The sequence below is a fragment of the Mycoplana azooxidifex genome (assembly GCF_014196765.1).
GTDB classification, from domain to species: Bacteria; Pseudomonadota; Alphaproteobacteria; order Rhizobiales; family Rhizobiaceae; genus Mycoplana; species Mycoplana azooxidifex.
The window spans coordinates 339,979-364,336 of sequence record NZ_JACIEE010000006.1; the positions used below are offsets into that span (position 1 = coordinate 339,979).

At 63.3% G+C, this 24,358-nt stretch carries 21 protein-coding genes; 10 read left to right on the forward strand and 11 right to left on the reverse strand.

The features are described from left to right. Positions 1-25: 25 nt before the first annotated feature. The 3 genes from GGQ64_RS16115 to GGQ64_RS16125 all read right to left on the reverse strand — a co-directional run bounded on the left by GGQ64_RS16115 (position 26) and on the right by GGQ64_RS16125 (position 2,005). A complete protein-coding gene (locus GGQ64_RS16115; protein ID WP_183806139.1) occupies positions 26-367 on the reverse strand; it encodes a hypothetical protein in 342 nt (113 codons plus the stop codon). A gap of 131 nt (positions 368-498) precedes the next feature. Then, on the reverse strand, positions 499-1,818 hold the full coding sequence (locus GGQ64_RS16120; RefSeq protein WP_183806141.1) for an AAA family ATPase: 1,320 nt from the start codon (positions 1,816-1,818) through the stop codon (positions 499-501). A gap of 1 nt (position 1,819) precedes the next feature. Then, positions 1,820-2,005 carry a helix-turn-helix domain-containing protein gene (locus GGQ64_RS16125; protein ID WP_183806143.1) on the reverse strand — a complete coding sequence of 62 codons (186 nt, stop codon included), beginning with the start codon at positions 2,003-2,005 and terminating at the stop codon, positions 1,820-1,822. A gap of 371 nt (positions 2,006-2,376) precedes the next feature. On the opposite strand from GGQ64_RS16125, the gene GGQ64_RS16130 reads away from it, so the two are divergent. The 3 genes from GGQ64_RS16130 to GGQ64_RS16140 all read left to right on the forward strand — a co-directional run bounded on the left by GGQ64_RS16130 (position 2,377) and on the right by GGQ64_RS16140 (position 5,267). Continuing rightward, complete coding sequence (locus GGQ64_RS16130; protein ID WP_183806144.1) at positions 2,377-3,507, forward strand: tyrosine-type recombinase/integrase; 1,131 nt, start codon at positions 2,377-2,379, stop codon at positions 3,505-3,507. A gap of 448 nt (positions 3,508-3,955) precedes the next feature. Continuing rightward, positions 3,956-4,729, forward strand: a complete 774-nt coding sequence (locus tag GGQ64_RS16135; protein WP_246422696.1) for an NAD kinase — start codon at positions 3,956-3,958, stop codon at positions 4,727-4,729. 46 nt (positions 4,730-4,775) lie between these two features. Further along, positions 4,776-5,267 (forward strand): hypothetical protein, encoded by a 492-nt coding sequence (locus tag GGQ64_RS16140; RefSeq protein ID WP_425488513.1) that lies wholly within the window; start codon positions 4,776-4,778, stop codon positions 5,265-5,267. 115 nt (positions 5,268-5,382) lie between these two features. Here the strand turns inward: GGQ64_RS16140 and prfB are convergent. The 3 genes from prfB to GGQ64_RS16155 all read right to left on the reverse strand — a co-directional run bounded on the left by prfB (position 5,383) and on the right by GGQ64_RS16155 (position 10,608). Continuing rightward, positions 5,383-6,514 (reverse strand): peptide chain release factor 2 gene (gene prfB / locus GGQ64_RS16145; RefSeq protein ID WP_183806146.1). Its coding sequence is split into 2 segments (ribosomal slippage): positions 5,383-6,444 and positions 6,446-6,514, totalling 1,131 coding nucleotides; the frame shifts between segments, so codons are not numbered across the junction. 123 nt (positions 6,515-6,637) lie between these two features. Further along, positions 6,638-9,088, reverse strand: a complete 2,451-nt coding sequence (locus GGQ64_RS16150) for a penicillin-binding protein 1A (protein ID WP_183806147.1) — start codon at positions 9,086-9,088, stop codon at positions 6,638-6,640. A 275-nt stretch (positions 9,089-9,363) separates the two neighbouring features. Next, positions 9,364-10,608 (reverse strand): N-acetylmuramoyl-L-alanine amidase, encoded by a 1,245-nt coding sequence (locus tag GGQ64_RS16155; protein ID WP_183806401.1) that lies wholly within the window; start codon positions 10,606-10,608, stop codon positions 9,364-9,366. 722 nt (positions 10,609-11,330) lie between these two features. Between GGQ64_RS16155 and GGQ64_RS16160 the strand changes: the two genes are divergently transcribed. After that, positions 11,331-14,228: an Rne/Rng family ribonuclease gene (locus GGQ64_RS16160; RefSeq protein WP_183806148.1), complete on the forward strand. Its 2,898-nt coding sequence runs from the start codon at positions 11,331-11,333 to the stop codon at positions 14,226-14,228. A gap of 204 nt (positions 14,229-14,432) precedes the next feature. On the opposite strand, the gene GGQ64_RS16165 is transcribed toward GGQ64_RS16160, so the two are convergent. Continuing rightward, positions 14,433-15,584, reverse strand: a complete 1,152-nt coding sequence (locus GGQ64_RS16165; protein WP_183806150.1) for a pyridoxal phosphate-dependent aminotransferase — start codon at positions 15,582-15,584, stop codon at positions 14,433-14,435. Between the two features lie 227 nt (positions 15,585-15,811). Here GGQ64_RS16165 and GGQ64_RS16170 point away from each other — a divergent pair, with 227 nt between their 5' ends. The 5 genes from GGQ64_RS16170 to aat all read left to right on the forward strand — a co-directional run bounded on the left by GGQ64_RS16170 (position 15,812) and on the right by aat (position 19,672). Further along, positions 15,812-16,576, forward strand: coding sequence for a DsbA family protein (locus tag GGQ64_RS16170; protein ID WP_183806152.1), 765 nt, complete (start codon positions 15,812-15,814; stop codon positions 16,574-16,576). A 206-nt stretch (positions 16,577-16,782) separates the two neighbouring features. After that, a complete protein-coding gene (aroQ, locus tag GGQ64_RS16175; RefSeq protein ID WP_183806154.1) occupies positions 16,783-17,220 on the forward strand; it encodes a type II 3-dehydroquinate dehydratase in 438 nt (145 codons plus the stop codon). A gap of 24 nt (positions 17,221-17,244) precedes the next feature. Continuing rightward, entirely contained in the window at positions 17,245-17,694 is a 450-nt protein-coding gene (gene accB, locus GGQ64_RS16180) for an acetyl-CoA carboxylase biotin carboxyl carrier protein (protein WP_183806155.1), read from the forward strand. Between the two features lie 10 nt (positions 17,695-17,704). Further along, positions 17,705-19,048, forward strand: coding sequence for an acetyl-CoA carboxylase biotin carboxylase subunit (gene accC, locus GGQ64_RS16185; RefSeq protein WP_183806156.1), 1,344 nt, complete (start codon positions 17,705-17,707; stop codon positions 19,046-19,048). A 9-nt stretch (positions 19,049-19,057) separates the two neighbouring features. Next, positions 19,058-19,672, forward strand: a complete 615-nt coding sequence (gene aat, locus GGQ64_RS16190; protein WP_183806157.1) for a leucyl/phenylalanyl-tRNA--protein transferase — start codon at positions 19,058-19,060, stop codon at positions 19,670-19,672. 217 nt (positions 19,673-19,889) lie between these two features. Here aat and GGQ64_RS16195 read toward each other — a convergent pair whose 3' ends face one another. Together GGQ64_RS16195 and GGQ64_RS16200 are read right to left on the reverse strand one after the other, a co-directional pair. Further along, entirely contained in the window at positions 19,890-20,975 is a 1,086-nt protein-coding gene (locus GGQ64_RS16195) for an aldo/keto reductase (protein ID WP_183806158.1), read from the reverse strand. Between the two features lie 26 nt (positions 20,976-21,001). Continuing rightward, complete coding sequence (locus GGQ64_RS16200) at positions 21,002-21,988, reverse strand: MBL fold metallo-hydrolase (protein WP_183806165.1); 987 nt, start codon at positions 21,986-21,988, stop codon at positions 21,002-21,004. A gap of 48 nt (positions 21,989-22,036) precedes the next feature. Here GGQ64_RS16200 and GGQ64_RS16205 point away from each other — a divergent pair, with 48 nt between their 5' ends. Next, positions 22,037-23,017, forward strand: coding sequence for a LysR family transcriptional regulator (locus GGQ64_RS16205; protein ID WP_183806167.1), 981 nt, complete (start codon positions 22,037-22,039; stop codon positions 23,015-23,017). Between the two features lie 194 nt (positions 23,018-23,211). Here the strand turns inward: GGQ64_RS16205 and GGQ64_RS16210 are convergent, their stop codons facing one another. Beyond that, positions 23,212-23,652, reverse strand: a complete 441-nt coding sequence (locus GGQ64_RS16210; protein WP_183806169.1) for a DUF2155 domain-containing protein — start codon at positions 23,650-23,652, stop codon at positions 23,212-23,214. 188 nt (positions 23,653-23,840) lie between these two features. After that, entirely contained in the window at positions 23,841-24,239 is a 399-nt protein-coding gene (locus GGQ64_RS16215) for an NADH:ubiquinone oxidoreductase subunit NDUFA12 (protein WP_183806172.1), read from the reverse strand. Between the last annotated feature and the right edge of the window lie 119 nt (positions 24,240-24,358).

The window sequence follows — 24,358 nt, forward strand, 5'->3', positions numbered from 1 at the left end:
CCGTCAGCGCCTTCAGTTGCACCAGTCATGCCGCCGCCTGCGCCTTGCGATCCGCGTTCGCGATCATACGCGAGTAATCCCGACGGGGGACCGCCTTCAGCCGCTCAGCCGCAAGGCGCGCATCAATGCGCCGGACAAGTGCATCGATGGTTCCGTACCGATGGACAAACTTATTCCATTCCTTCGCAAGCACCTTGTAGGGCGTATCTTCAATCGCTAGCCCGACGCGCTTAGATGACGTGGACAAGACGTAGTAATGCCCGACGCGCTCCAGCGTTGCGAACTCGCACACGTGCACACGCCATCTCCAATGCACCTTGTCGAAGGCTTCTATCGTGAGGAATTCTCCCTCAATCAGTTTTCCCATGGTCAATCTCCTTCTCCTCATTGTTCGCCACCACGCTCGTCGTCGTCACGTCATCTCCCCATTAGGTAATGGGGGATGACGAGTGACGAGATGACGAGGGCTAGCAGGGGTCAAAACGTCATCTCGTCATGCTACTCGTCATTTGACGAGGGCGATGACGAGTGCGCGAATGCACCCAAGCGAATTGGTTCATCTGTTATGATTGACAGCCTCATAAGCCTGTCATCGATCTCTAATCCGTCGTGCATCGCGAGCGCCTTAAGTGCCCGATCCCAGCACTTCCTTGCGTTCGACCCCGCGCCGGCATCCCGCAGAAAGACCTGATATGCGCCTTCCGTCGTCGCATCGTATGCGTGGCGACCGTCGGGCATCTGGACTTCCTTGCACTCTGCAATCGCTGTCCGCCTGATAGCTTGCAGGGCCGGCAGTTCGTACTCCCCGCGCTTGCGCTTTGCCCGCTTCGCTTCCACCCGTTGCGCCACCACTTCCGCCGCCCGCTCTTCCCGCCCGTTCGGGTTGAAGTGCAATATCAGGGTTGTTAGAGGCTTTCCGTTCGCCTTCATGCCAACCTTGATGGACTTGGTTTCGATATCCGCGATGTAGCCGGTTTCGCCGTCGCGGCTCTTCTCGTGGAACATCTGGCGGCGCGAAACGTGGCCGTCCCGCTTTTCCACCTTGATGCCGATAACGCTATCCATGGCCGCAGGCGCAGAAGACGAACCGCGCCAAAGGTTCAACGTCTCGCCTTTGTTGTGCGCGCCGTCGCCAGATTTGCCACTGTGATGCACGATGATAGCGGCAATGCCGAGCGTGTCCGCGATGTCCTTCAGGTGCCGAAGTGCCACGCTCCAGCCGTTTGCGTCGTTTTCATCCATGACCATGCCCGACGCATGCACCGTGTCGATGGCGCAGGCGACAAGCGGCAGACCGTACTTCTCGACGCAATGGCGATGCATCTTGACGAGCGTAGCCTTAAGCCGGTTCCAGCCGTTCTCCGTGTCGAGCGGTGGTGGGTTCCTAACCGGAAAGAATGGCTTTCCGTCCAGCGCCGGGCCGTACTTCTCGCGAAGCCCCTTCCATCGTGCATCAATGGTGCCGGATGCCTCATATGCGAGGTACGCGAAGCCACCTTGCCGCATGACGTCCCGGGCGGCGAATTCGGTTTTCGTCACCACTGCCGCCGCGAGGTCGCCAACGGCGAATGTCTTGCCAGAGCCCGAAGGTCCGACAATCCCAACGCGTCCAACTTGTGGGATTAGCTCGTCTACAAGGTCGAGGCGCACCGGAAGCGGTTTCGTCGCATCTAGGCCGTCATCGAATTCGACGGCTAGCGCGTCCTCGCCAGGATCAAATGCAAAGGTAGGCAGTTCGTCGGCAGGTTCTAGGCTTTCAGGGGCGTCCTCGTGACAAGCGACGGACAAACTCCCGCGCTTGTAAGAGAATGGCGCCACGTCAAGCCGCCGCTTCCAGCGACTCCAGCCAGCTTGCGAGCTTGGCCTTGCGGATGGCTACGGTGCCGCCTATCTTGATCGTTGGGATAGTGCCGGCCTCGATCATCGCATAGACCTTGCGGCGGGGGATGCTGAGGGCAGAGGCAATAGCGGCAGCGCCGCACAGCAGTTCGCAATTGTCGTTCATTCGTAGCTCCTTTTCGTCTGGCGTCGTCTCCTTCCCGGTTTGTCCCGGTGATGCTCATGTAATACGCCTTTTCCGGAGAACAAGTGTTTGTTTCTGCTCCGCTTTTTATCATCTGCAATATTCAGCGATTGAGTCAGTCTGTTGATTTCATGAGCGGATTTCGACGGATGTGCCCGGCCTAAGCACGTATATTAGCGATAATTGACACTCCATCTATTTGATATTGCTTGCGAAAAAGATGTGTCCGATTTGCCATCCCGCCAAAAAGCGGGCCGTCGGCCGGGCACGGCCGCATAGCCTTAGACGGTTGACAGGCTGCGAGGGACGGAGCTAAGCCCATTTCAGACCAACTGATTTATGGAGCATTAGCGGTGGCTACAATTAAAAAGCGGATTTGGACGACTGCCAAGGGACAGAGCGAAGCATGGGTGCTGGCTTACACCGACCGCGCCGGCAAGCGGCACAAGGAGCAGTTCTCTAGCCTGCCGCTGGCAAACACACGCCGTATTGAGGTTGAGGGCAAGATTGACACCAATGCATTCCGAGCCGAAGCCAAGAGCGCTACTGTCGGCGACGTAATCGACGCCTATCACAAGGGAATGCTTGCCGAGCTTGCAAAAAGGGAAGTCACGCAAATGCACGTGGTCAACACGGCCGGGCTACTCAATAAGCATGTGCGCCCGGTTCTCGGCCACTTCAAAATTATGGACGTGCTGCCGGGTGACGTGAAGGGCCTATCCGAAGACATGAAAGCGGCCGGCGTTGGCATTCCGACTGTGCGCCGCACCGTGGGGGCCTTGAAGCGCTGCTTTGACCATGCCCGCATCGCCAGCCTGACAGGAGATAATCCCGCTAAAGACATCAGTGTGAAAGCGGCCCGCGCATCTGGCAACTCCCGCGTCACCCCGCCGACCAAGGAACAATATGATGCGCTGGTTGCCGCCGCCGACAGTATCCGGCCCGCAAACACCAATCAGCCGGGCTCGCTAACCCTTCGCATTCAATTCGCCGGACGGACCGGCCTACGCGCTTCTGAGCTCTGGGCCTTGCGCTGGCGCAATATCAACTTCAAGCGCGCGCTGGTGTCTGTCTCTGCGCGCGTGGATGCCTATGCAGGTGTTGAGGACGTGACCAAGACGCAAGCCGGTGAGCGCGACATAGACCTAGCTGACGAGCTTGTCGAAGCTTTGCAGGCGTGGCGCGAGGCGACGGCATTCGGCGCGGATGACGACTTCGTTTTCCCTGACAGCAAGGGTGGCACTGTTAGCCACACCAACTTCACGAAACGTGAGTGGGCCAAGGTGAAGAAGGCGGCTGGCGTTGATATAGGCTGGCACGCCCTGAGACACTTCGCAATCTCGGTTTGGATTGAGACCGGATTCTCTCATAAGGAAGTGCAGGGCCTCGCCGGGCATAGCTCTATCAACGTGACAACGACGCGCTACGGGCATCTATTCGCATCCGATGACCGCCGCGCCCGCATGAACAAAATCGGCCTTTAACTGGGCCTTTCCCGATCCTTCCCAAGTCTTCAAAAAACCTCCGATTGGCGCAAATTTGGCGCAAATCCACCGCAACAGACTGAAAATCAGGACTTGGCAAAATCCTTTTAATCAGTAGGTCCAGGGTTCGAATCCCTGCGCGCTCACCAATTAAATCATGTATTTCGACGCAAGACTTTATGCTTTACTTCAGGATCGGCTCCAGCCTTTCCGACATGCCTAATGTCATTCTTGCCGCAACTGCCCGAATGGAATCCGGGGGACCCGTGCCGACCGCCGCTTCGCCGGCCGTCCGGCAAGCGCCTGAAAATTATGATGCGCTTGCCGGCGAGGCATGCCAAAAAGGCGGGCCTGCAGGCGTGCTCCTGCCGGCGCCGGCCGTGGAGCGGACGGCCGGGCAAGGACAAGGCAGGCAGGACAGTCGGGCAGGAAGGCAGAAGCACAGAAGATGAGCCGCAAGATACGATCGCTATCGTTCGTCGCCTCGCCGGCACCGGAGGCGGAGCAGGCCCGGGGCGAACTGGTCGAACGCTATGGAGATGCCCCACCGGACGAGGCCGACGTGATCGTCGCGCTTGGCGGCGACGGGTTCATGCTGCAGACCCTGCACACGACCATGAACTCCGGCAAGATGGTCTACGGCATGAACCGCGGTTCGATCGGCTTCCTGATGAACCGCTTCAGCCTGGCGGACCTGCCTGCCCGCATCGAACGGGCGGTGGCCAATATCTGCCGGCCCCTCGAAATGCGCACGGTCGATGCCGACGGCCATGTCAGCGATGCGCTCGCGATCAACGAGGTCTATCTGTTCCGCCAGTCCTATCAGGCGGCCAAGCTCAAGGTCGCCATCGACGGCCGGACGCGACTGCAGGAACTGATCTGCGACGGCCTGCTGCTGGCGACGCCTGCCGGATCGACCGCCTACAACCTGTCGGCGCACGGCCCGATCCTGCCGCTGGAGGCGCCGCTGCTGGCCTTGACGCCGGTCAGCCCGTTCCGGCCGCGGCGGTGGCGCGGGGCGCTCCTGCCGAACCATGTCACCGTCGACATCGAGATCCTCGAACCCGAGAAGCGGCCCGTCAACGCCGTTGCCGACTACACCGAGATCAAGTCGGTGCGCTCCGTGCGGATCGCCCAGTCGGAGAGCTCGACCGCCATCATCCTCTCCGACCCCGACCACTCATGGTCGGAGCGCATCCTGTCCGAGCAGTTCCAGTACTAGCCCGGATCGTTTGCTCAGGAGCAGCTAGGCACGAAAGGTGCAACCGATGTCCCGTCCCTCACTTGCTGTCATCGCTCTCGTGGCCCTGCTTGCCATGGCCCCTGCCGCCGTGGCGCAGGAACCCTCCCCGCTGCCTGCCAACGTGACCTTCGCCGTCAGCACAGGCTACTGGGAGGAACAGGCGGGCGACCAGGACGGATCAGACGCTGCGGCGCCCGACGCATCGGCGGTCAGACGGGGCTACTACAAGCTGTACTCGCTGCGCCAGCCGGATGGCACCGCGCAGATCCACCTGCAACGGATCGAGGCGACGCCCGAAGGGCCGGCGATCGCCTCGTCGACGGAACTGGAGGAGTTCTCCGCGATGAAGGCCTATGTCACCGATATCCGGCCGGAGAGCTCGGACGGCGTCAAGGGCCAGCCGGGCATGTTCGCCACCATCCACCTCAAGACGGACCCACAGGCGGCGGAATCAACCGCCTGGACGGTGCTGATCGACGATCTCGGCGAACTGAAGGTCGAAAAGGCCAGCAACTGACGGGGCATGGGCGCGCTCGTGCAGGCGGGAGGCGCGGGACAACGGGCGCGCTGAAACCGCGCGGCAAGCGACGGCGCCTAGCGGCGCCGTCGTTATTGATGGACCGGTACGGCCGTCAGGCCAGGTCGTCGACGACCGCGTCGGCGCCGCCGCTTACCCGGTGGGCGAGTGCGGCCTCCATGAACTCGTTGAGTTCGCCGTCGAGGACGTCCGAGGGCGCCGTGCTTTCGACGCCGGTGCGCAGGTCCTTCACCAACTGGTAGGGCTGCAGGACGTAGGAGCGGATCTGGTGGCCCCAGCCGATCTCGGACTTCGACGCGGCCTCGGCATTGGCGGCCTCCTCGCGCTTCTTCAGCTCGGCCTCGTAGAGGCGGGCGCGCAGCATGTCCCAGGCCTTGGCCCGGTTCTTGTGCTGCGAGCGTTCCTGCTGGCAGGCGACGACGATGCCGGAGGGCATGTGCGTGATGCGCACCGCCGAATCGGTCGTGTTGACGTGCTGGCCGCCTGCACCCGACGAACGGTAGGTGTCGATGCGGCAATCGCTCTCGTTGATCTCGATGTTGATCGAGTCGTCGATGACCGGATAGACCCAGATCGACGAGAACGAGGTGTGACGGCGGGCGTTGCTGTCGTAGGGCGAGATGCGCACCAGCCGGTGCACGCCCGATTCGGTCTTCATCCAGCCATAGGCATTGTGGCCCTTGACGAGGATCGTCGCGGACTTGATGCCGGCCTCTTCGCCGTCGTGGATCTCGAGCAGCTCGACCTTGAAGCCCTGGCGCTCGGCCCAGCGGGTGTACATGCGAAGCAGCATGTTGGCCCAGTCCTGGCTCTCGGTGCCGCCGGCGCCGGAATGCACTTCGACATAGGTGTCGTTACCGTCGGCCTCGCCGGACAGCATCGCCTCCACCTGGCGACGGTTGGCCTCGTTTCGCAGTTCCTTGAGGGCGCCCTCGGCATCCTTGACGATGTCGGCGTCGCCTTCTTCCTCACCGAGCTCGATCAGCTCGATGTTGTCCCTCAGCTGCTGCTCGAGCGCGCGCAGGCCGTTGATGCCGTCGTCCAGATGCTGGCGCTCGCGCATCAGCTTCTGCGCTTCGGTGGCGTCGTTCCAGAGGTTCGGGTCCTCTGCCTTGTTGTTCAACCAGTCCAGTCGTCTTACCGCCTGGTCCCAGTCAAAGATGCCTCCTCAGCAGGCTTATGGCCTGCTTGATTTCGTCGACTACGTTCTCGATTTCCGCGCGCATATCCGTTTTCTTCTGTGGTTTGCGAGTTGGCCCGTGAGATAGTCACATGGCCGAAAGATGTAAAGGCGGGCGTCGGAGAACGCCCGCCTTTTTCATCCTGCGTGTCCAGTCAGTACCGGCTGATCAGAACAGACCGCTCTGGCCGCCGCTGACGGCCTGGTTGGCCTGCGGCGAATTGCGGAGGATTTCCTCCGGCTCCATGAACTCGTCGCCGCCGATGACCGAGAAGACGTCGGCCGGGCCGGTCCCGGGCTTGAAGGCTTCCATGATGGTGTCGGGATCGCCCTCGGATGCGGCCATGCCGGTCTTGCGGTTGACCGCGATCATCTGCATGCCTTCCGGGATCAGGAACTTGGTCGGCTGGGTGCCTTCGGTCGCCGCCTGCATGAATTCGTTGAAGAGCGGGGCCGACAGCGAGCCGCCGGTGGCGCCGCGGCCGAGCGGGGCCGGGCTGTCGAAGCCGATATAGAGGCCCGCGACGAGGTCCGGCGTATAGCCGACGAACCAGGCGTCCTTCTCGTCGTTGGTGGTTCCGGTCTTGCCGGCGACCTGGCGCTCAAGCTTGATCTTGCCGGCGGCCGTGCCGCGCGTGACCACGCCTTCCATCATCGATGTGATCTGGTAGGCGGTCATAGGATCGAGCACCTGCTCGCGGTTGTCTATGACGTTCGGCTCTTCCTGATTCTCCCAGTCGGCCGCATTGCAGCCCTCGCAGGTTCGTTCCTCGTGGCTGTAGATCGTCTTGCCGTAACGGTCCTGAATGCGGTCGATCAGCGAGGGCTTGATCTGCTTGCCGCCGTTGGCGAGCACGGAATAGGCCGAGACCATGCGAAGCACGGTGGTCTCGCCGGAGCCGAGCGACATGGCCAGCACCGGGTTCATCTTGTCGTAGACGCCGAAGCGCTCGGCATATTCGGCCACGAGGCTCATGCCCATGTCCTGGGCAAGGCGAACCGTCATCAGGTTGCGCGACTTCTCGATGCCGAGCCGCAGGGTCGAGGGGCCGGCCGAGCCGCCGCCGTAGTTCTGCGGGCGCCAGACCTCGCCGCCCGAAACGATCTCGATGGGGGCGTCCATGATGACGGATGCCGGCGTATAGCCGTTGTCGAGGGCCGCGGCGTAGACGAACGGCTTGAACGAGGAACCCGGCTGGCGCATGGCCTGCGTCGCACGGTTGAATTCCGACTGGCCGTAGGAAAAGCCGCCGACCATGGCGAGCACGCGCCCGGTGTGCGGGTCCATCGCCACCAGCCCGCCCTGCACGCTCGGCGGCTGGCGAAGCCTGTAGCTGCCTTCGGTCTCCGTCGGCTCGACATAGACCACGTCGCCCGGCGACAGCACGCCTTCCGGCGAGCGGGCCGACTTCCGGTCGCCCTTCGCCGAGCGATAGGCCCATTTCATGGCGTCTGCCGCGATGCGTCCGGTGACGCGCTCCTCGGCTACCTTGCCGGACGGCTCCTTGCGCGGCTGCAGTCCGATGTCGGCGCCGTCGGCGTCGGTCGAGAGCACGACGGCAAGCTTCCATTCGGGCACGTCGCTGTAGGCTGCGACCTTGCTCAGCTCGATCCCCCAGTCACTGCCGATCTCGACGGTCTTGACCGGGCCGTGGAAGCCGCGGCGCTCGTCGTAGCTGATCAGGCCGCCCTGCAGGACCTTGCGGGCGATGACCTGCAGGCGCGGGTCAAGAGAGGTGCGCACCGACAGGCCACCTTCGTAGAGCGCATTGTCCCCGTAGCGCTCGATGATCTGCCGGCGCACCTCCTCGGCGAAATAGTCGGAGGCGAAAAGATAGGAGCCGCGGTTGCGCGGCGTCACGCCGAGGGGCTGCTTCTTGGCCTCGTCGCCTTCGCTGCGGGTGACGTAGCCGTTCTCGACCATGCGGTCGATCACCCAGTTGCGCCGCTCGATCGCAGCCTCGGCGCGGCGGAAGGGATGGTAGTTGTTCGGGCCCTTCGGCAGGGCCGCGAGATAGGCCGTCTCGGCGATCGTGAGCTCGGTGACCGACTTGTCGAAGTAGGTCAGCGCGGCGCCGGCGATGCCGTAGGAATTCATCCCGAAGAAGATCTCGTTGAGATAGAGCTCGAGGATGCGGTCCTTCGAATAGGCCTGCTCGATGCGGAAGGAGAGAATGGCTTCCTTCACCTTGCGGTCGATCGTCTGGTCGGAGGAGAGGAGGAAGTTCTTCGCGACCTGCTGGGTGATCGTCGACGCACCGACCGGCCGGCGCCCGGAGCCCATCTGCTGGACGTTGGTGACGATCGCGCGGAAGAGGCCCGTCACGTCGACGCCGGGATGGTTGTAGAAATTCTTGTCCTCGGCGGACAGGAAGGCCGCCTTCACCCGGTCCGGGATGGCCTGGATCGGCAGGTAGAGCCGCCGCTCGCGCGCATACTCGGCCATCAGCGCGCCGTTCGTCGCGTGCACGCGCGTGGTCACCGGCGGGGAATAGCTGTTCAATACCTCGTAATCAGGCAGATCCTTCGTGACATTGGCGAGATAGACCGCGACGATCGCGGCGACACCGAGGAAGAAGACGGTGCCAATCCCGAAAAAATATCCAATCAATCTGATCATATGCCGTTACCGGTATCCTATCATTTCATCAGCCAGGACGATGGAGGCGTACCGCGTCATGCGCGGATACTGGCGGCCTCGGCCATCGCGGCAGGCGACCAGAGAATTCGCCATCGAGTCGTCCGGATATTTGACCCGAGTAGAGCCCCGAATGTGAGGAAAATAGGGCTTACTGCAAACAACGCGCGAAGGCCACGAAACAATTGCCCGCGCTGTCACTTTTTCGGCACAATGCAGGCCCGTGCGAACGCGCCCTGCTCGGCACCCCCCGTGCGTCAGCCGCCGTTGGCCATGACGGCCGAGCGATAGCGCTGCACGGCTTCGGCGATCAGGCCCGCCACCTTCTTCTGCCAGGCCGGGTCGAGCAGGAGTTTCTCGTCGTCCTTGTTCGACAGAAAGCCGAGTTCGAGCAGGACCGAGGGCACGTCCGGCGCGGTCAGGACGCGGAAGCCGGCGTGGCGATGCGGATTGTTGATCAGCTTCACCTCGCCCTCGAAGGCGCCCACGACCTCCTTCGCCAGGCTGATGGAAAAGGCCTGCGTTTCGCGGCGGGTGAGATCGATCAGGATGTCGGCGACCTCGGCGGGCTCGCCCTGGAGCGGCATGCCGGCGATCTCGTCGGACAGGTTCTCGCGCGCGGCGAGGTTGGCGGCGAGGCTGTCGGACGCCTTGTCGGAGATCGTATAGACGGTCGCGCCGCGGATGTCCTTCTGCCGCAGGGTGTCGGCATGTATCGAAATGAGAAGGTTGGCGCCCTGGTTGCGGGCAAGCTGGACGCGCTGCGACAGGGAGAGGAATTCGTCCTTGTCGCGGGTCAGCACCGCCTTGGTCGCGGGCGAGGCATTCAGGGCTGAGGTCAGTTCCCTGGCGAAGTCAAGCGTCACCGCCTTCTCGTGAGTTCCCGTCGCCGCCCCTTGCGCGCCGTTGTCGATGCCGCCATGGCCGGCGTCGACGGCGATCACGAACGTCCCGCCGTCATCGGCGGCCGCCCCCGGCAGAACAGGCCTGCTCTCGGCCACTGCGGCTGCGTCCTTCCAGCTCTGGCCGCTGAGGAGCTTGGCAAACGCGTCCTCCGTCACGATCGCGGTGTCGACCACGAGCCGATAGCCCGTTCCGCCCTCCTCCTTGCGCACCTCGGAGGCGACGACGCTCGCGGGACGGTCAGCGGTGAGAACGATGCGGGACCTGCCGGCAGCCATGCCGCCGTAGCGGATGTCGGAGAAGAGGCCGCGCGCGGCGACGTCGTCCTTCTTCAGGGCGAACACCGTGTCGGGCAGGTCGATCAGAATGCGATAGGGATTGGCGACATAGTGGACCGAGATTTCCGGCCGCTTGTCGAAGTCGAGGATCAGGCGCGTGCGGGCGTCGTCGCCGGCGACGCGCCCCGAATAGGCGACCAGCGGCGAGACATCTGCCGGGATGGAGGCCGTCGGCACGTCCGTCTCCGCCGCCAGGGACGGCCCCGGAACGAAGGCGAGGATGCCGGCCAGAAGGCACGCGACACCGGCAAGCCGATGCATCGCAGAACGCCGCTTTGCCGCTTCGACCTTCACCCGGTCACTCCCTTGTCAAGAATCTGCATCGTCAACCTGCATCGTCATGGCGCCGATATGCAACCGCGATTCGGCCATGCGCGCCAGTTGCGACACGCAGTCGCTCGCGCACCAACTTGCATTCGCAGGGTTAATCAAAGCTTATCAGCCGCCCGCACTCCATCCGGACCGGGGCCACTCCATCCGGCCGGATTCGATCATAATTGTGACGGTCCGGGCTTTTTCCTTGCCATTGTGACATATTGAACATAAAAGCGATTTCAAGGAAAAAGTACAGACGGGATAGAAGCCGCAGGCGGGCAGCCAACCACTTGGATTTGGCGCCGAAACTGGCCTTCATCCGCCGTTGCAATGCTTCTTCCCGAGCAATGGAATCGCGGTAATCCGGCGGTGGCCGGACCAAATTCAACGGTGGATATCCACCATGGGCATTCAGGCCCGCTTCATCGGACCCCTTGGGTCTATGGCATTGGCATTCTCGTTTGGACGTTGATGTTGTCGCTGCGGTATTTGTCAGAGGTTAACAGGCTTCGGTGCGTGATCGTACCAGCCGTTGTCTGGCCGCAGCCCGCTCATCCAGTCCCGACGGGGAATCACTTATCCGGCGCAGAGCTCCCTCCCTCCGGTCCCCCGCCCTTTGGCGGGCGGTCGCCAGACAGGCTTGGCCTGCGCCGAGGAGCAGAACTTTCATGGCAGACAAAATGCTTATCGATGCGTCTCATGCAGAGGAGACGCGCGTCGTTGTCGTACGCGGCAACCGCATAGAAGAATTCGACTTCGAATCTCAGCACAAGAAGCAGATCCGCGGCAACATCTACCTTGCCAAGGTGACACGCGTCGAACCGTCGCTGCAGGCGGCGTTCGTCGATTACGGCGGCAACCGGCACGGCTTCCTGGCCTTTGCCGAAATCCACCCCGACTACTACCAGATCCCGCTGGCCGACCGGCAGGCGCTGCTGCGCGCCGAGGCCGAGGATGCCCGCCGCGACGACGACATCGAGCATGTCGAGACGGCGCCGGTTCCCGCCCAGCCGGTCAAAATCCGGCAGGAAACCCAGGCCGAGCCTGAAGCGCCGGTCGAGACCATAGCCGTCGAGGAAACGGCGGAAGCCGCGGACGTTGTCGAGGCCGAAGCCGCCCCGGTCGAGGAAGAAGCAAAGCCGAAGGCGAAGAAGCCGCGCAAGCCGCGCGCCAAGAAGGCCGCCGCCAAGGACGAGGCCGTCGAGACGACCGAAGCCGCTGCTGCCGACGACGAGGACGGCAAGACGCCTTCCGGCGACATGGCTGCAGCCGTCGATACCGACATGATCTCCGAAGACGTGCGCAAGCGCCCGGGCGACGACGACGATGACGACGACGATCACCACGAAGAAAAGGAAGTGATCGAATCGGTCGGCGCCGAAGACGCGATGGAAGAGGTTCCGGATCGCGCCGCACGCCGCCCGCGCAAGCAGTACCGCATCCAGGAAGTGATCAAGCGCCGGCAGATCCTGCTGGTTCAGGTCGCCAAGGAAGAGCGCGGCAACAAGGGTGCGGCGCTGACCACCTACCTGTCGCTTGCCGGCCGCTATTCGGTCCTGATGCCGAACACCGCCCGCGGCGGCGGCATTTCCCGCAAGATCACCAACCCGCAGGACCGCAAGCGCCTGAAGGAGATCGCGCGCGATCTCGAAGTGCCGCAGGGCATGGGCGTGATCCTGCGCACCGCCGGCGCCAACCGCACCAAGGTCGAGGTCAAGCGCGACTTCGAATACCTGATGCGCCTGTGGGAGAACGTCCGCACGCTGACGCTCAACTCGACCGCCCCCTGCCTCGTCTACGAGGAAGGCTCGCTCATCAAGCGTTCGATCCGCGACCTCTACAACAAGGACATCAGCGAGATCGTCGTCGCCGGCGAGGAAGGCTACAAGGAAGCCAAGGGCTTCATGAAGATGCTGATGCCGAGCCACGCCAAGGTGGTCCAGCCCTATCGCGACATCCATCCGATCTTGTCGCGCTCCGGCATCGAGGCCCAGCTCGACCGGATGCTGCAGCCGCAGGTGACGCTGAAGTCGGGCGGCTACATCATCATCAACCAGACCGAGGCGCTGGTCTCGATCGACGTCAACTCCGGCCGCTCGACCCGCGAGCATTCGATCGAGGAAACGGCGCTGCAGACGAACCTCGAGGCAGCCGAGGAAGTGGCGCGGCAGTTGCGCCTGCGTGACCTTGCCGGCCTCGTCGTCATCGACTTCATCGACATGGAGGAGAAGCGTAACAACCGCTCCGTCGAGAAGCGCCTCAAGGACCATCTGAAGAACGACCGCGCCCGCATCCAGGTCGGCCGCATCTCGCATTTCGGCCTGCTCGAGATGTCGCGCCAGCGCATCCGCGCCTCGGTGCTCGAAAGCACGATGCAGGTATGCTCGCACTGCAACGGCACGGGCCATGTTCGCTCGCAATCCTCCGTGGCGCTGCATGTCCTGCGCGGCATCGAGGAGTACCTGCTCAAGAATACGACGCACAACATCTCCGTGCGGACGACACCGGACATCGCGCTCTACCTGCTCAACCACAAGCGCGGCACGATCGGCGACTATGAGGCCCGCTTCGGCGTCCATATCATCATTGACGCGGACGCCCATGTCGGCGCCCAGCACTTTGCGATCGACCGCGGCGAGCCGGTGGAGAACCCGGTCAAGATCGACCAGTTCATCCAGTTCGCCCCTGAGCCCGACGAAGACGACGATATCGTCATCGAGGAAGAGATCGACGAGGAAGCCGAAGTCGTGGTGAAGCCTGCGGCAGCGGCATCCGTGGCCGCCTCCGACGACCAGGCCGGCCGCAAGCGCAAGCGCCGCCGCCGCCGCCGCGGCCGTGGCGGCCAGGAAGGCGCCGAAGGCAGCGACACCGCCTCCTTCGGTGGCGAGCAACCGGGCGACGAGGACGAAGATGGCGAGGACGAGGCCGGCGAAGCCGATGGCGATGCGACCCGCGTCGCCGCCGACGCCGACGGCGATGGCGACCCGTCGAAGCGCAAGCGTCGCCGGCGCGGCAAGCGTGGCGGACGCCGCAACCGCGATGAAGGCGAAGTCTCCGCAAGCGAGGATGCGGCCGGCGGCTCCGACGACGGCGAAGACGAAGGCGTGGCTTCAGCAGAAGCCGAGGCCGAAGTCACGGCAGCTGTGGACGATAACCTGGACGCTGCCGCCGAGGCGGCAATCGAGGGCCAGGCCGCACTGAACGAGGCCGTGGCCGAGGTGGCCGCAGCCCCTGCACCGAAGGCCCGCCGGACCCGCAAGGCGAAGGTAAAGACCACCGACGAGACGGATGCCGCAGAACCGGTGGCGAAGGCCCCTGCGGCTGCCGCAGCGGACGTGGCGGCGCAGACGGCGGTCGAGGAAAAGCCGGCGGCAGAAGCGGTAGAACCCGCAGTCGAGGAAGCGGCGGCCGTGCTGGACGAGGCCAAGCCCGCCCGCGCCAGCCGGGACCGATCGAAGGTCGCAAGCGCGCCCGTCGTCAAGTCCTCGTCTGCGCAGGAGAAGGAAGGCGACGAACCCGAGAAGCCCAAGAAGGGCGGCTGGTGGCAGCGCCGCGGCTTCTTCTGAGAAGCCTGACATTTGCAGGAAATTGGAGACCCGGCCTTTGTGCCGGGTCTTTCGTAGCAGGCGGCGCGCGTCATCTGAAACAGCCGGTCTTCGTCCTCGGCAGGCAAAGGGAAACCCCGACTGCCGCCGCCGAGAAGCTCCTGCCCGAGGGCCGACCGGCTAACCGGACCGCGGGCGACTTGCCCCGCCCGCCCCTCCTCTGCTCTACTTCAGCCAGGCCGCGATCCGGTCGGTCGCGTCGACCATCTCGTCGTACCCACCGGCAAAGGAGAAGCGCATCGTGCGATGTCCGCCCACGGGATCGAAATCGTGCCCCGGGGTTGCCGCCACGTCGATATCCGCCAGCATCCGCCTTGCAAAGGCCATGCTGTCGTTGGTGAAGCGGCCGGCGTCGACATAGGCGTAGAAGGCGCCGTCCATCGGCGAGGCGATCGAGAAGCCGATCTCGGGCAGGCGGGTCGCGAGCAGGTCGCGGTTGCGGCGGTAGGCGTCGCGATGGACGTCGAGCTCGTCACGCGCGCCAAGGGCCGCGAGCCCGGCGAGCTGCGATATTTCCGGAGCCGAGATATAGAGGCTCTGCGACAGCCGCTCGATCGGGCGCACGACGCTGTCGGGCAGCACCATCCAGCCGATCCGCCAGCCGGTCATGCAATAATATTTGGAAAACGAATTGATCACGACCACGTCGTCGGTCAGTTCCAGCGCACTGGTCTCCTCACCGGTGAAGGTCAGGCCATGGTAGATCTCGTCGGAGATGAAGGCGATGTCGTTTGAGGTGCAGTAGTGCGCGAGCGCCTTCAGGTGGGCGCGGTTGGTGACGGTGCCGGTCGGATTGGCCGGGCTTGCGAGGAGAACGCCGGAAAGCCTGCCGAACACGCTCTGCGCCGCCTCCAGGCTTTCCGGCGTGATGGTGAAGTCGTTCTCCGCGGTCACCTCGATCTCGATCGTCTCGATTCCCAGGGCCGCCAGTATGTTGCGGTAGGCCGGATAGCCCGGCCGCGCGATCGCAACCCGGTCGCCGGGATCGAACAGCGTCAGGAAGGCGAGGTTGAAGCCGGCCGACGAGCCGGTGGTCACGGCGATGCGGGCAGGATCGACCTCGACGCGGTGTTGGGCGCGATAGTAGTCGGCGATGCCGCGGCGCAGCGCGGCAAGGCCGAGCGCCTCGGTATAGCCGACCCGCCCGTCGGCAAGCGCTGCCCTTGCGGCATCGAGGGCCGCGCGCGGCGCCGGATAGGCCGGCTGGCCGACGGCCATCGATATGACAGGACGCCCCTGCGCGCGCCGGCGCGTCGCGTCAGCCAGGACATCCATCGCATGGAAGGGTTCGACTGCGCTTCGTCGGGAGACTTTCATCTTCGCATCTGTCCTTGAGCTTGCATGAGGCGGTCGGGCATCTTCGATGCCATATGCACTAGCCGTAAAAAAGGCCTGTTCACAATCCCGGGACGACCGGATTTTCGCCGCCTTTGCAGTTTCGTTTGCGACAACCGCGTCCTAAGGTGGCCGCGACGCGCCGCAAGGATACAAGGGCGCGACGGACAACGGCCGCGGCATCCGCCTCACGGCACCACGAGGACAAGATGTTTCGTACCAAAGCCAAATCGCTCGCAGCCGCGCTCGCACTGACCGGCGCCGTCTTCCTGCCGCTTCAAGCGCAGGCGCTCGACGACAAGCAGAAGGAAGAGTTCGGCGCCTATATCAAGGAGTACCTGCTCGCCAATCCGGAAATCCTGATGGACATGCAGGAAGCCCTGCAGCAGAAGCAGGCGCAGGAGCAGCAGGAGCAGGCCAAGGCCGCGATCACCGAAAACAAGGCTGCGATCTTCAACGGCAAGGACGACATCTCGCTCGGCAATCCTGACGGCGACGTCACGATCGTGGAGTTCTTCGACTACAATTGCGGCTACTGCAAGCGGGCTCTTTCCGACATGGACGCGGTTCTGGAAAAAGACAAGAACGTGCGCTTCGTGCTGAAGGAACTGCCGATCCTCGGGCCGGATTCGCTGGCCGCCCACAAGGTGAGTGCGGCCTTCCGCGATCTTGCGCCGGAGAAATATGCCGAGTTCCACCGCACCCTTCTCGGCGGCGAGGAGCGCGCAACGGAGGAGACGGCGATCGCGGTCGCGACTGGGCTCGGCGTCAGCGAGGCCGACATCCGCAAGCAGATGGAAACCAAGCCCCACGACGACGCCGTGCGCCAGGCCTATTCGCTGGCCCAGAGCCTCGGCATCACCGGCACGCCGTCCTACATCATCTCGAACGAGGCCGTGTTCGGGGCCGTCGGCGTCGACGAGTTGAACGCGAAGGTCGCCAATGTCCGCGCCTGCGGCAAGGCCGTATGCTGAACCGGGCCAGCGCCGGCCTGAAAACGATCCGCATGGTCCCGAGCGGCCGGCCCCGCCCCGGGAACATGCGCGCCCGCCATCTTTCCGCCATTCCCTTGCGGTTCAGCCTTCTTGGTTGTGGACAAGACGCGCGTGATTCCTTGGGGCTTTTCCTTGGAGAACCGGCGGTCTATAGGTAACCCACGATCCAGCAAGCGGAAATCCGAATGGCATCCACCATTTTCGTCCTGAACGGCCCGAACCTCAATGCGCTCGGCAAGCGCGAGCCCGGAATCTATGGCGGGCATACGCTGGCCGACATCGAGGTGTTGTGCCGTGCCGAGGGGGAACGGATCGGCTTCGACATCGATTTTCGCCAGTCTAACCACGAGGGCACGCTGGTCGACTGGATCCACGAGGCGGGCGACACGGCCGCCGGCATCGCCATCAATGCCGGCGCCTACACCCACACCTCGCTTGCCCTGCACGACGCCATCAAGGCCATCCGCATCCCGGTCGTCGAACTGCACATTTCCAACGTCCATGCCCGCGAGGAATTCCGCCACAAGTCCATGATCGCACCGGCGGTCAAGGGCGTGATCTGCGGGTTCGGCGAGCATAGCTACATCCTGGCGCTCCACGCGCTGAAATCCATCACGAAATAAGAAGAGAATAAGAGGCTAAATCCCATGGCTGACAAGAAACAGGGCATCGATCAGGTGTTGATCCGCGATCTCGCCAACATCCTCAACGAGACGGACCTGACCGAAATCGAAATCGAGCAGGACGACCTGCGCATCCGCGTCTCGCGCGCAGGCACGCCGCAGTACGTCTCCGCCCCTGTTCCGGTCGCGGCTGCGCCGGTGGCCGTGGCAGCAGCCCCCGTTGCCGCCGTGCGCGACAACAAGAACGCGGTGACCGCGCCGATGGTCGGCACCGCCTACCTGTCGCCCGCGCCCGGCGCTCGCCCCTTCGTCGAAGTCGGCTCCAACGTCCAGGAAGGGCAGACGATCCTCATCATCGAGGCGATGAAGACGATGAACCAGATCCCGGCGCCTCGCTCCGGCAAGGTCACCGAAATTCTCGTGGCAGATGCCGCGCCGGTCGAATATGGCGAACCGATGATCGTCATCGAGTAAGGTCAGCCCGATGATTTCCAAAGTCCTCATAGCCAACCGCGGCGAGATCGCGCTCCGTGTCCTGCGTGCCTGCAAGGAACTGGGCATTGCCACGGTTGCCGTGCATTCGACGGCCGACGCCGACGCCATGCACGTCCGCCTCGCCGACGAGAGCGTGTGCATTGGCCCGCCGCCCTCGCGCGAAAGCTACCTCAACATCCACCAGATCGTGGCCGCCTGCGAGATCACCGGCGCCGACGCCGTGCATCCGGGCTACGGCTTCCTGTCGGAAAACGCCAAGTTCGCCGAGATCCTCGACGCGCACGGCATCACCTTCATCGGTCCGACCGCCGAGCATATCCGCCTGATGGGCGACAAGATCACCGCCAAGCAGACCGCCCAGGAGCTCGGCATCCCCGTCGTTCCCGGCTCCGACGGCGAGGTCAAGCCGGAGAACGCGCTGGAAGTCGCCCGCAAGATCGGCTTTCCCGTCCTCATCAAGGCGACTGCCGGCGGCGGCGGCCGCGGGATGAAGGTGGCCAGGAGCGAGGCCGACATCGACGAGGCCGTTTCGACGGCGCGCTCCGAGGCAGCGGCTGCCTTCGGCAACGACGCCGTGTACATGGAGAAGTATCTCGGCCATCCGCGCCACATCGAGATCCAGATCGTCGGTGACGGCTTCGGCAATGCGATCCATCTCGGCGAACGCGACTGCTCGCTGCAGCGCCGCCACCAGAAGATCTGGGAAGAGGCAAACTCCCCTGCCCTCAACGTCGAGCAGCGGATGAAGATCGGCCAGATCTGCGCCGACGCGATGAAGAAGATGAAGTATCGCGGCGCCGGCACGGTCGAATTCCTCTACGAGGACGGCAAGTTCTATTTCATCGAGATGAACACGCGCCTGCAAGTGGAACACCCGATCACCGAGGCGATCACCGGCATCGATCTGGTGCACGAGCAGATCCGCGTCGCCTCCGGCGCCGGCCTGTCGGTCACGCAGGAGGAGATAGAGTTCTCCGGACACGCGATCGAGTGCCGCATCAACGCGGAGGATCCACGCACCTTCGTGCCTTCGCCCGGCACCATCACGCATTTCCATGCCCCCGGCGGGCTCGGCGTGCGCGTCGATTCCGGGGCCTACCAGGGCTACAAGATCCCGCCCTACTACGACAGCCTGATCGGAAAGCTGATCGTTCACGGGCGCACCCGCGTCGAATGCATGATGCGCCTGCGCCGCGTGCTCGACGAATTTGTTATCGACGGCATCAAGACAACGCTTCCCTTGTTCCAGGAATTGATTTCCAATCAGGACATCGCCAACGGCGACTATGATATCCATTGGCTGGAGAACTATCTGGCCAAGACCAAGGCCTAGGGGAAGCGCATGGCAGGGCGACGCGGCAGGTCCCCGGAAGTTACACCGGATCTCTTGCTGCGCGCCTATTCCATCGGTCTGTTTCCGATGGCCGATTCCGCGGACGACCCGGAACTCTTCTGGGTCGAGCCGGACATGCGCGGCGTCATTCCGCTGGACCGGTTCCACGTCTCGCGCAGCCTCGCCAAGAAAGTCCGCCAGAAGCCCTTCGACATCCGCGTCGACACCGCCTTCGAGGCGGTGATCGAGGCCTGCGCACAGGCCGCACCCGACCGGCCCTCCACCTGGATCAACGCCAAGATCCGCGGGCTCTACGCGACCCTGCACCATATGGGACACGCCCACAGCGTCGAGGCCTGGGAGGGCAACGAGCTGGTCGGCGGTCTCTACGGCGTCTCGCTGGGGGCGGCCTTCTTCGGCGAAAGCATGTTTTCACGGCGCACCGATGCCTCGAAGATCTGTCTCGTGCATCTGGTCGAACGGCTGAGGGAGCGAGGCTTCCGCCTGCTCGACACCCAGTTCACCACCGAGCACCTGAAGACCTTCGGCGCGATCGACGTGCCGAAGGTCGACTACGAATGCATGCTCTCCAAGGCGCTGGCTTCGCCGAATTTGGCTTTCTGAGGGGCAGCGGTACGACAAGACCGCCCGCGCGTGAAAGAGCGCGGCGGCGCCGCCAAACTCGAGGCCTGTTGCGATAGGACGTCCGCTTCGCGCCTATTGCGGCCGTGTCGAAGATGGTTGGTGACGACCAAAAGGGGCCGAAAGCGGAAATGATTTCCGCTTCGGTGGAGCTCGCCAGACCTCGTCGAACGGAACCCCTCGACGCAGCACCCAGACGTCATTGTTCAAGCCGGTTCCTTGCGTTCGTCTGCGCATCCCGGATCAGACCCGAGTACAGCCGGTCCTTGCCCGGGTACCACGGCATCGTGCCGATGGAGGAGAAGCCCGGGATAGCTTCCATGTGGGCCACCATCCGTCGGCGCATCGCCTCGTCGGGAAGCGGGCCGCGCATCGCCTGAAGGTTGTCGCTCATGTGGTCCGGGTTGGACGTACCGCACAGGACACAGGTTACGGTGGGATGGGCCATGACCCACTTCAGAAAGAATTGCGCCCAGGTTTTCGCGCCGAACTCGCTTGCGAACTCCGGCAACGGATGACCTTCGACGACCTTGAGCAACCTGGCCTTTTCCAGCGGCAGATTGATCAGGATGGCGACACCATTGTCTGCGGCCGATGGCAGCAGACGCTTTTCGGCATTCCTGTCGAAGATGGAGTAGTTGGTCTGCACAAAGTCGACCTCCCCGCTTTCGATGAACTTCGTCAGAGCCTCCTGGGCCGAAGCCTCGTGATGGGTGATACCGACGTGCCGGATCTTCCCTTCCTTTTTCCATGAACGAAGCAGCGGAACGACGACCTGCGCATTGGTGATACTGTGGCATTGCATCAGGTTGATCGTGTCACGCCAGGTACGCAGCTTCGACTGCCGAAAGCTTTCCTCCGCGTGACTTTCGTCGCCCAGATACTCTCCCGTTGCCCAGACCTTGTTTGCCAGGAAGGTTTCGGACGCCTCGGGCATCTCCGCCATGAACTGGCCGACGGTGACCTCGGCCGACCCGTACAAGGGCGAGGTATCGACGACACGGCCGCCGCCGGCGACATACCGCCGGAACACCTCCCGCAGGTCGTTGCGCGCATCACCCGGCCGCCGGTCGAATGTCAGGAATGTGCCCAGTCCCAGCGCCGTGAGCCGCTCTCCCGTTTTCGGTACCGTGCGCATCAGGACGGGTTCAGCTTCGGGCGCCAATGGCAGCGGCGCATAGCCTGTTGCGCCTTGCGCCCTTGTGTCTACTACGATCGCCGCGTTCGCGGCGGTCCAGCCAATCGCACCCAGAAAGCACCGTCGACCGATTGTCGTTCGGATCATGAATAAACCTCCAGTTCGATCTCTGGTCAAAACTGCCAGCCCGCCGGGACCCAGGCGTAACCCATGTCGGTCTTGAGCATTCTTCCCAGCCCCGGGAACGGGTAGTGAAACCCGAGGACAAGCAGCCGATCGGTCGCGGCCATATCGAATATGCGGCGGCGCGACGCGAGCGCGGCGTCCTTGTCGCGATCAGGTCCGGGTCGCCATGGATGGTCAATGTTGACGACCGGGTGATAGGCAAGGTCGGCTGTGAGAAGCAGTTGGTCGTTTTCGGAGTGGACCAGAAACGTCGCCATGCCAGGCGTATGCCCGGGCGCAGCTATCGTGGTGAGGCCCGGCACGATTTCCGCGCCCGCCTCGTAGAGTTCGATATCCTTTGCGATCGGCTCGACACTCCGCTTGATCGCCGCTGCGAACCGGTCGCGAAAGTCGCTCGGTACGGGCATGTAGGAGAGATCGGGATCGTTGCGCACAAAGAAATCCCAGTCTGCCCGGGGTGCGTAGACGACGGCATTGGGAAATGCTTTTCCGCCCTCGCCATTGCGCAGATTGCCGACGTGATCGGGGTGGGTGTGGGACACCACGATCGTGTCGATATCGCCTGCATCGAGACCGATGGCGGCGAGATTGTCGAACACGCGCCCCCCATTCGGCCCCATCGTGGCCCCTGCTCCCGCCTCAAGCAATATCCGCCTGCCGCCGACTTCGAGCAGCAGCGTGTTGAGTTGAAGGGTCATGTGATCGGCAGGAAGGAAGGCGCGACGAAGCACCGCCTGCAGTTCGGCCTCCGGCGCGTCGTTGGCATAGACGGATGGCGGGCCGCCGATCAGGCCATCGCTCAAGACCGTCGCTTTGATCTGCCCGACCGGGAAACGATAATATCCAACATTGCTGGCGTCCGGGCTCTGCACCTGCGCATTGCCCGGGCCGGCCAAACCTCCCAGCAGGAGGGCGGAGGTTCCGGCAACCGCTGAAACCATGACCGTTCGCCGGTTCAAAGTGAGTCTATCCATTGCTTTTCCTTTCAGCCGACAACCCGCATGCGCGGAGGAGGTATTTAGATGACCTCAAATCGCTGCGCTGATAAGACAGGTAAATCTACTCAGCTTGATAAGGCAGGCTTCGCAATGGACCAGTTTCGTTTGGACAGCCTCGATGTTTTCGCGGCGATCGTCAGGTGCGGCGGTTTCAGGGCGGCCGCACAGGAGCGAGGTGTTTCATCGTCGGCGCTCAGCCAAACAATCAACAGTCTGGAAGAGGCTCTCGGCATCCGCCTGCTCAACAGGACGACAAGAAGCGTTGCTCCGACGGAGGCCGGAGAGCGTCTCCTGCGACGCCTCGGTCCTGCCTTGACGGACATCCGTCTCGCAGTCGATGACCTCAACCAGTTGAAGGATAATCCGTCCGGCACCCTTCGCATCAATGCGCCGGGCCCCGCAATCGATCACCTGCTCTGTCCGGCAATGTTCACCTTCATGGACACATACCCGGACATCAAGGTCGAGCTTGTCAGCGATGCAGCGGTCATCGACATCGTCGAGCAAGGCTTTGACGCGGGCGTCCGTTTCGGGAAGCAACTGGCACAAGATATGATCGCGGTCCCGCTGGGACCATCGCTTCGATACGCGATCGTGGCGTCGCCGGACTATATTGCAAAGCATGGCCTGCCTCTGACCCCCAACGATCTCGCTCGCCACAACTGCATTCGCCGACGATTTCCCGGCGGAATGCTGGTGTCATGGAAGTTTGAAAAAGGCGGAGACACCCTGGATGTCTTGCCGGAGGGGCGACTAACGCTGAGTTCGGCACACAACGAACTGCAGGCCGCTGTCGCCGGATGCGGATTGGCCCATGTCTTCGAGGACTACGCCACACATCACCTTACAAGTGGTAGGTTGACGGAGGTGCTGAAGGACTGGAGCCCCCTCTTGCCAAGCTGGTATCTCTATTACCCGAGCAAAAGACACTCTAGCGCGGCCATGCGAGTACTGGTGAGCTTCCTGCGCTCCCATGATTGGAACATGTCCCAGATGCCAGCTTAATTGAACTGCTATGAACTACGCCTGACTCCCTTCGCAAAGACTCCCGTAAACGAGACTTCAAGAGAAGACGCCTTTCATCCGCGGACAGGATGCGGGGACGCTGTCACGAAGGTCTGTGGATGACCGCAAAGGGCCAAATGCCGACATAGCCCAGCCGTTGCCACTCTCGTCGCTTTCGCTGCAAGCGCAGAGCCCTATTGCGCGCTCGTCGTTTCCGGCGGAGGCACGTCGGACTTCGTCTTGCACTCGACGAGCCAGACGTCATAGACGGGATGCTCGACGGCGTTGAGGCCCGGGCTTTCGGCGAACATCCAGCCGGTGAAGATGCGGCGGATCTTGCGGTCGAGGGTGATCTCGTCGACCTCGACGAAGGAATCGACCTTCTGGGCTTCCGTGTCGTCGCGGTTGTAGCAGACGCGCGGGGTGACCTGCAGCGCGCCGAACTGCACGGTTTCGCCGACATAGACGTCGAAGGAGGTGATGCGGCCGGTGATCTTGTCGAGCCCGGAGAACACCGCGACGGGATTGGCGATGCGGGCTGCCTCGGCGGGCGCTGCGGCAAGGGCGGCCACACCGAGAGCGGCGAGTGCGCATGCCCTGCGCGAAGCGATTGTCAGCCTGCCTGCCAAATCCATACCCTTCAAGTCTTCCACATGAGAATCGGCCCGGCGCGATGTCCGGGCCCGTCTGCGCTAAAGCGCGTCGCGATCCTCCGGATTCGCTGTTGGCGCTTTAGGCCTTTGTTTTTACGCATGTCTTTAGCCCGAAACCGGTTCCCACTTTCGGGAGACATGCTCTAGCGGTCAAATGTGGCGAAAGCGGTTCAGCCGCCCGGGGTCCAGGCGTCGTAGTCGCCGGAGACACGGGGGCGTTCGCCGGCGGCGGCGAGCGAGCCCGGCGGGCGGTAGGCCTGAGCCGAACCGGTGCCGTTGGGGCGATGGTTCTTTTCCCACTCGCGCGCCTTGTAGTCTTCATCCGCAGGGGAAACGTCGGTGCGGTGGTGCATCCAGCCGTGCCAGCCGGGCGGGATCGCCGAGGCGTCGGCGTAGCCTTTGTAGATCACCCAGCGGCGCGTGCGGCCTTCGCTGTCCGTGCCGCCGCCCTGATAGTAGACGTTGCCGAACTGATCCTCGCCCACCTTCTTGCCGAAGCGCCAAGTATGGAAGCGCGTTCCGATGGTCTGTCCGTTCCACCAGGTGAAGATCTGCTTGAGAAGGTTCATGATCGCCGTCCTTGGGCGGACCTGCCGGGTGCAGGCACCGCTGTCGAAATAGTCTCCCGCTTATGGCGCGGCGGCAAGTGAATGTCCAGCGATTCCCGGCGTTTCAAGCGGGGTTTTGC

Bases quoted from the DNA above. Each gene is read 5' to 3' on its own strand.
- GGQ64_RS16155 (WP_183806401.1), bottom strand. From the start codon at position 10,608: ATGCATCGGCTTGCCGGTGTCGCGTGCCTTCTGGCCGGCATCCTCGCC.
- GGQ64_RS16195 (WP_183806158.1), bottom strand. From the start codon at position 20,975: ATGATCCGAACGACAATCGGTCGACGGTGCTTTCTGGGTGCGATTGGC.
- GGQ64_RS16160 (WP_183806148.1), top strand. From the start codon at position 11,331: ATGGCAGACAAAATGCTTATCGATGCGTCTCATGCAGAGGAGACGCGC.
- GGQ64_RS16215 (WP_183806172.1), bottom strand. From the start codon at position 24,239: ATGAACCTTCTCAAGCAGATCTTCACCTGGTGGAACGGACAGACCATC.
- GGQ64_RS16125 (WP_183806143.1), bottom strand. From the start codon at position 2,005: ATGAACGACAATTGCGAACTGCTGTGCGGCGCTGCCGCTATTGCCTCT.
- aat (WP_183806157.1), top strand. From the start codon at position 19,058: ATGGCAGGGCGACGCGGCAGGTCCCCGGAAGTTACACCGGATCTCTTG.
- GGQ64_RS16115 (WP_183806139.1), bottom strand. From the start codon at position 367: ATGGGAAAACTGATTGAGGGAGAATTCCTCACGATAGAAGCCTTCGAC.
- GGQ64_RS16205 (WP_183806167.1), top strand. From the start codon at position 22,037: ATGACCTCAAATCGCTGCGCTGATAAGACAGGTAAATCTACTCAGCTT.
- GGQ64_RS16170 (WP_183806152.1), top strand. From the start codon at position 15,812: ATGTTTCGTACCAAAGCCAAATCGCTCGCAGCCGCGCTCGCACTGACC.
- GGQ64_RS16140 (WP_425488513.1), top strand. From the start codon at position 4,776: ATGTCCCGTCCCTCACTTGCTGTCATCGCTCTCGTGGCCCTGCTTGCC.
- GGQ64_RS16200 (WP_183806165.1), bottom strand. From the start codon at position 21,988: ATGGATAGACTCACTTTGAACCGGCGAACGGTCATGGTTTCAGCGGTT.
- accC (WP_183806156.1), top strand. From the start codon at position 17,705: ATGATTTCCAAAGTCCTCATAGCCAACCGCGGCGAGATCGCGCTCCGT.
- aroQ (WP_183806154.1), top strand. From the start codon at position 16,783: ATGGCATCCACCATTTTCGTCCTGAACGGCCCGAACCTCAATGCGCTC.
- accB (WP_183806155.1), top strand. From the start codon at position 17,245: ATGGCTGACAAGAAACAGGGCATCGATCAGGTGTTGATCCGCGATCTC.
- GGQ64_RS16165 (WP_183806150.1), bottom strand. From the start codon at position 15,584: ATGAAAGTCTCCCGACGAAGCGCAGTCGAACCCTTCCATGCGATGGAT.
- GGQ64_RS16150 (WP_183806147.1), bottom strand. From the start codon at position 9,088: ATGATCAGATTGATTGGATATTTTTTCGGGATTGGCACCGTCTTCTTC.
- GGQ64_RS16210 (WP_183806169.1), bottom strand. From the start codon at position 23,652: ATGGATTTGGCAGGCAGGCTGACAATCGCTTCGCGCAGGGCATGCGCA.
- GGQ64_RS16135 (WP_246422696.1), top strand. From the start codon at position 3,956: ATGAGCCGCAAGATACGATCGCTATCGTTCGTCGCCTCGCCGGCACCG.